This window comes from Aeromicrobium sp. CnD17-E (genome assembly GCF_024124745.1).
GTDB lineage: Bacteria > Actinomycetota > Actinomycetes > Propionibacteriales > Nocardioidaceae > Aeromicrobium.
Map to the genome: position 1 here is coordinate 1 of NZ_JAMXRU010000158.1, position 4,898 is coordinate 4,898.

8 protein-coding genes are annotated in these 4,898 nt (G+C 73.1%); 1 reads left to right on the plus strand and 7 read right to left on the minus strand.

The genetic code is table 11. The features are described 5' to 3' along the window. From NH339_RS17255 to rpsF, 5 genes are all read right to left on the minus strand, one after another. On the minus strand, nt 1-1,001 hold a 1,001-nt coding region (locus tag NH339_RS17255; protein WP_253027238.1), incomplete at its 3' end, for an ABC transporter substrate-binding protein. An 87-nt stretch (nt 1,002-1,088) separates the two neighbouring features. Beyond that, nucleotides 1,089-1,535 (minus strand): 50S ribosomal protein L9, encoded by a 447-nt coding sequence (rplI, locus tag NH339_RS17260; protein ID WP_067861074.1) that lies wholly within the window; start codon nt 1,533-1,535, stop codon nt 1,089-1,091. A 19-nt stretch (nt 1,536-1,554) separates the two neighbouring features. Next, the gene (gene rpsR / locus NH339_RS17265; RefSeq protein WP_067861076.1) at nt 1,555-1,791 is read right to left on the minus strand and encodes a 30S ribosomal protein S18; all 237 of its coding nucleotides are present in this window, start codon (nt 1,789-1,791) and stop codon (nt 1,555-1,557) included. A gap of 44 nt (nt 1,792-1,835) precedes the next feature. Next, nucleotides 1,836-2,399 carry a single-stranded DNA-binding protein gene (locus NH339_RS17270; protein WP_253027239.1) on the minus strand — a complete coding sequence of 188 codons (564 nt, stop codon included), beginning with the start codon at nt 2,397-2,399 and terminating at the stop codon, nt 1,836-1,838. 127 nt (nt 2,400-2,526) lie between these two features. After that, entirely contained in the window at nt 2,527-2,817 is a 291-nt protein-coding gene (rpsF, locus tag NH339_RS17275) for a 30S ribosomal protein S6 (protein WP_083516666.1), read from the minus strand. Nucleotides 2,818-2,967: 150 nt separating this feature from the next. Here rpsF and NH339_RS17280 point away from each other — a divergent pair, with 150 nt between their 5' ends. Continuing rightward, nucleotides 2,968-3,564: a molybdenum cofactor biosysynthesis protein gene (locus NH339_RS17280; protein ID WP_253027240.1), complete on the plus strand. Its 597-nt coding sequence runs from the start codon at nt 2,968-2,970 to the stop codon at nt 3,562-3,564. Here the strand turns inward: NH339_RS17280 and NH339_RS17285 are convergent. After that, nucleotides 3,555-3,899, minus strand: coding sequence for an MGMT family protein (locus NH339_RS17285; RefSeq protein ID WP_253027241.1), 345 nt, complete (start codon nt 3,897-3,899; stop codon nt 3,555-3,557). The genes NH339_RS17280 and NH339_RS17285 overlap by 10 nt on opposite strands. 40 nt (nt 3,900-3,939) lie before the next feature. Next, nucleotides 3,940-4,898, minus strand: a 959-nt coding sequence (locus tag NH339_RS17290) for an aminotransferase class I/II-fold pyridoxal phosphate-dependent enzyme (RefSeq protein WP_253027242.1), incomplete at its 5' end; no start/stop codon positions are given.

The following is a 4,898-nucleotide window of genomic DNA, read 5'->3' on the forward strand; positions in this document are numbered from 1 at the left end:
ACGTCGCGCGCGAGGGCGTCGCGGTCGACCGCGAGGGCGACGGCCCGGCGCACCGCCACGTCGCGCAGCGGACCTCGCCCGGCGTTCATGGTCAGGTGCGACCACTGCGAGCCCGACGTCCGCTGCACCTGGGCGGCTGGGACGTCGCGGTCGGTGTCGAGCGTCGCGACGTCGAGCTCGCCCGCGGCGAACGCCTCAGCCTGGACCGACGGTTCCGCCACGCGCCACACGATGCGCCGCAGCCGCGGCGGGTCGCCCCACCAGCGCGGGTTCGGCTCCTGCGTGATGGTGCCGGTGTCCTCGTCCAGCTCACGGGTGACGAAGGGACCGTTCGACGGCAGCGGACGGTCGCGGAAGCCGCGGTCGAAGGCGCGCGGGCTCGACGCGACCTGGGCCGGCAGCCGCGGCGAGACGTACAGCGGCCAGTCACCCCGCCGCTCGGCGAAGCGCACCGTGTAGCCGAACCGGTCGCGGCCGGGGCGGACGTCGGCGATCGCGTCCCACCCGTCGCTGCTCGCCACCGCGTAGCGCTCGTCGGTGCCGCGCAGGGCCCGCCAGGTGGCCACCATGTCGGCAGCCGTGACGGGCGTGCCGTCGTCCCACACGGCGTCGGGGTTCAGGCGGACGGCGATGGTGAGCGGGTCGTCGGCGACGACCTCGACCCGGCGGGCGTGGTCGGGATCGACCTCCCAGCCGCCGTCCTCGGTGATCCGGACGACCTGACCGGTCGTCGGGCCGACGAGCCGCTCGACGTCGGTGCCGACGGCGTCGGCGTGCAGCGGGTTGAAGGTGGCGGGCAGCGACCCGAGACCGATCCTCAACGTGCCGCCGCGTCGGACGTCGGAGACGTCGGCGCGCACCCACGCGGTGGTCCCGGCGCGCGCCTCGGCCGACGCCGACGGCCGGGGTCGGGCGTCGCGGTCGGACCCGCCGGTGCACCCGGCCAGCACGAGGGCGAGCAGGAGCGGCAGGAGCAGGGCGGTACGCGGGGGACGGGGCACGGGAACCTCGGGGGAACGGGGTCTCGGGATGGATGAACGACGACGGGGCCCGGCCCGGCAGTGCCGGACCGAGCCCCGTCGCAGGACCTACTTGGAGGCGACCACGTTGAGGCGGACCTGGGCGGTCACCTCGGGGTGGACGCGGACGGTGACCGTGTGGGCACCGAGCGCCTTGATCGGGTTGCCGACCTCGATGCGACGCTTGTCGACCGAGCCGCCGGCCGCCTCGAGGGCGGTGGCGATGTCGGAGACGGTGACGGCGCCGAACAGGCGGCCGCCCTCGCCGGCGCGGACCGCGACGTTGACCGGCTCGGCCTCGAGACGACCCTTGATCTGGCGGGCCTCCTCGAGATCGTGCACGGCGCGCGCGTCGCGGGCGGCCTTGATGGACTCGACCTGCTTGGCCGCACCCTTGCTCCAGCGGATCGCGTAGTTGCGCGGGAGCAGGAAGTTGCGTCCGTAGCCGTCCTTGACCTCGACGATGTCGCCGGGCTCTCCGAGGTTGCTGACCTCGTGCGTCAGGATGAGCTTCATCGGTGGATCAGTCCCTCTCTCAGCGTCCGCTGGACGTGTAGGGCAGGAGCGCCATCTCGCGGGCGTTCTTGATCGCCTTGGCGATCTGACGCTGCTCCTGGACGGAGACACCCGTCACCCGACGCGCGCGGATCTTGCCGCGGTCGGAAATGAACTTGCGCAGGAGCGCGGTGTCCTTGTAGTCGATGGTGGTGACGCCGGCGGCCGCGAGCGGGTTGCTCTTCTTCTTCGGCTTCCGGACAACTGGCTTGGCCATGGTTCTCCTTGAACGGTGTATCTAAAGAACGGGGTGTGACTGGATCAGAACGGGGGCTCGTCGGCGGCTGCGCCGCCGCCCCAGGCGTCGTTCCCACCCTGCGGTGCGGACTGCGGCTGCGACCAGGGGTTGGCGTTGCCGCCACCGGCGTTGCCGCCGCCCTGTCCGCCGCCGTAGCTGCCGCCACCGCCGCCGAAACCACCGCCGCCGCCACCGAAGTCGCCGCCGCCACCGCCGCCACCGCGCGAGGCCTTGGTGACCTTGGCGGTGGCGAAGCGCAGCGACGCTCCGACCTCGTAGACGTTCATCTCCACGCTGGTGCCGCGTCCGCCGTCCTGGCGCTCGTACTGCCGGACGTTGAGGGCGCCGTGCACGATGACGTGCTGGCCCTTCTGCAGCGACTCGGCGACGTTCTCGGCCATCTGGCGCCACACCGAGCATCGGATGAACAGCGGGTTGCCGTCCTTCCACTCGTTCGACTGACGGTCGAAGGACCGCGGCGTCGAGGCGACGGTGAAGTTCGCGACCGCCGCACCGGACGGGGTGAACTTCAGCTCGGGGTCGTCGGTGATGTTGCCGACGACGGTGATGACGGTCTCGCCTGCCATGGGACCAGCCTTTCGATGGTGGCTGTGGTTGCCGGGGGTGGGATTCGATCCAGTGAACGCTGTACCAGTGAACCCCGGGGTGCGGACAGTGAGCGGGTCACCGTCCACAGGGAGCTCGGGTGAGCCCTTACTTCGCGTCGGGTCGGGTGACCTTCGTGCGGACGACGGACTCGTTGAGCCCGAGCTGGCGGTCGAGCTCCTTGACCGTGTCCGGCGTGGCGGTCAGGTCGATGACGGCGTAGATGCCCTCGTTCTTCTTGTTGATCTCGTACGCGAGGCGGCGCTTGCCCCACACGTCGACGTTCTCGACGCTGCCCCCGTCGTTCTTCACGACGTTGAGGTAGGTGTCGAGGCTCGGGGCGACGGTGCGCTCGTCGAGCTCGGGGTCGAGGATGACCATGACTTCGTAGTGACGCAACGACAAGGTGCGTCCTCCTTCGGTCTGAACGGCTACGGACGGTCCGCAGCAGGAGGTGTGCCCGGATCGGGCAACCACGGAAGTCTAGCCGTGCCCACGATCCCGGGCCAAATCGCGGGGTCCCGACCACCCGGGGGCTAGCGTGTCAGGGTGCAGGACGCCCTCCCCCTCGACGTCGAGCCGGTCGACCTCGAGATCGTCGGCCTGGTCGTGTCGCCACGGCACCGCTACGACGGTCGGCCCTCCGACGGTCCGCGACCGGCGATGGGCTCCGACCGCCAGACGTCGATCGACGTGCGGGCGCACAAGGGCGTGGTCGGCGACCGCTACTTCGGCACCCGGCACCGGTTCGCGGCGGTGACGTTCCTCGCGGTCGAGGAGGTCGAGCGGGTCGGCGCGAGCCTCGACGCGCCGGGGCTCGACCCGTTCCTGGCGCGCCGCAACGTGCTGACGCGCGGGCTCGACGTCGAGTCGCTGGTGCACAGCGAGTTCACGCTCGAGCAGGGGGGCCGCAGCCTCACCTTCCGCTCGCTCACCCGGGCGAACCCCTGCGCGTGGATGGACGTGGTGCTCGCGCCGGGGGCCCACCAGGCGATGCGTGGCCACGCGGGCATCCGCAGCGAGCCGCTCGGAGACGGGGTGCTGTCGGTGGGCCCTGCCCGGCTGGTGGCCGTGCGTCACCTGAGCCCCGACGACGCAGCGCAGCTGCGCCGCGAGGCGCTCGCGACGGCACGTCGTCAGGCCTGACGGGAGCCCGACCGGACGCGTCCCTCGTCGTCCACGACGTGCCCCTCGGCCTGCAGGAGCGGGGTGGCCGCCGCGCGGTGCTGGCGGTACAGCCGCCCGTTCGTGGGCAGGACGCGCCACCAGGGCAGTCCCGGGACACGACGCAGCACGTTCGCGACCGCCTGGCCCGCGCCCGGGTGACCCGCCTCGAGCGCCACCTCGCCGTAGGTCAGCAGATCCCCGGGTCGCAGGGCCTCCACCACGTCGGCGACACGCTGCTGGAACGGCGTGAGCCGCTCCGGCGGGTCGGCGTGCCCACCGCCGGGCAGCGGCATCGTGGAGTCGTCGTCACCCATGGCACCAGTGAACCCCAGGGGTGTCGTACCTGCAGCCGCGTCACGGTCGGCGGCGTCGGTCCCGTCGGTCGTCCAGACCCCCGGCGATGGCGTCGAGCGCGGTGTCGAGCTCGACGTCGCTCACGCCGCCGAAGCCGACGACGAGCCCGGTGAGGGTGGAGCCGCGCGTGTAGTCGGCGAGCAGGGGCACGTCGAACCCCACGGCCCGTGCCGCGTCGTGCGCCGCCAGCGCGCGGTCGGCTGGGAGGAGCCAGGTCGAGTACATGCCGGCGCTCGGACCGGCCGGCTCCGCGTGGGCGGCGAGCACGGCGGCGACGCGGGGCGCGCGGGCGGCGTACACGCGGCGCGCCGAGCGGACGACGCGGTCGACGTACCCGTCGCGCAGCATCGACAGGAACGCCCGCTGCACCGGCCAAGAGACGCTCTCGTGCCGCACCGCCCGGGCGGCACGGACGGCGTCGAGCAGGTGCGGCGGCGGCACGAGCCAGCCGAGGCGCAGGCTCGGCGAGACCGACTTCGACGCGGTGCCGAGGTACGCGACGCGGGAGCGGTCGAGCGACGCGAGTGCAGGGACGGGGGCGACGTCGTAGCGGAACTCGGAGTCGTAGTCGTCCTCCACGACCACGACGTCCTGTGCCGTCGCCGCCGCGAGCAGCGCCACCCGGTCGGCCGCGGGCATGACGTGGCCGAGCGGGTGCTGGTGGGCGGGGGTCACGTAGGTCGCGACGACGTCCGGGGGCACGACTGGGACACCGCGGGCGGGGACGTCGACGACCGTGCGGCCCGCCGCGCGGACGGTGGCGACCGCCGCCCGGTAGCCGGGGTCCTCCACCGCGACGGCGCCGTCGGGCAGCACCTCGAGCAGGGCGCGCAGGCCGTCGGTGGTGCCCTGCGTGACGACGACCTGGTCGGGGTCGCAGTCGACGCCACGCAGCCGGCCGAGACGTTCGGCGAGCGCGGCGCGCAGCGCGGGGACACCGCAGGGGTCGTCGTAGCCGG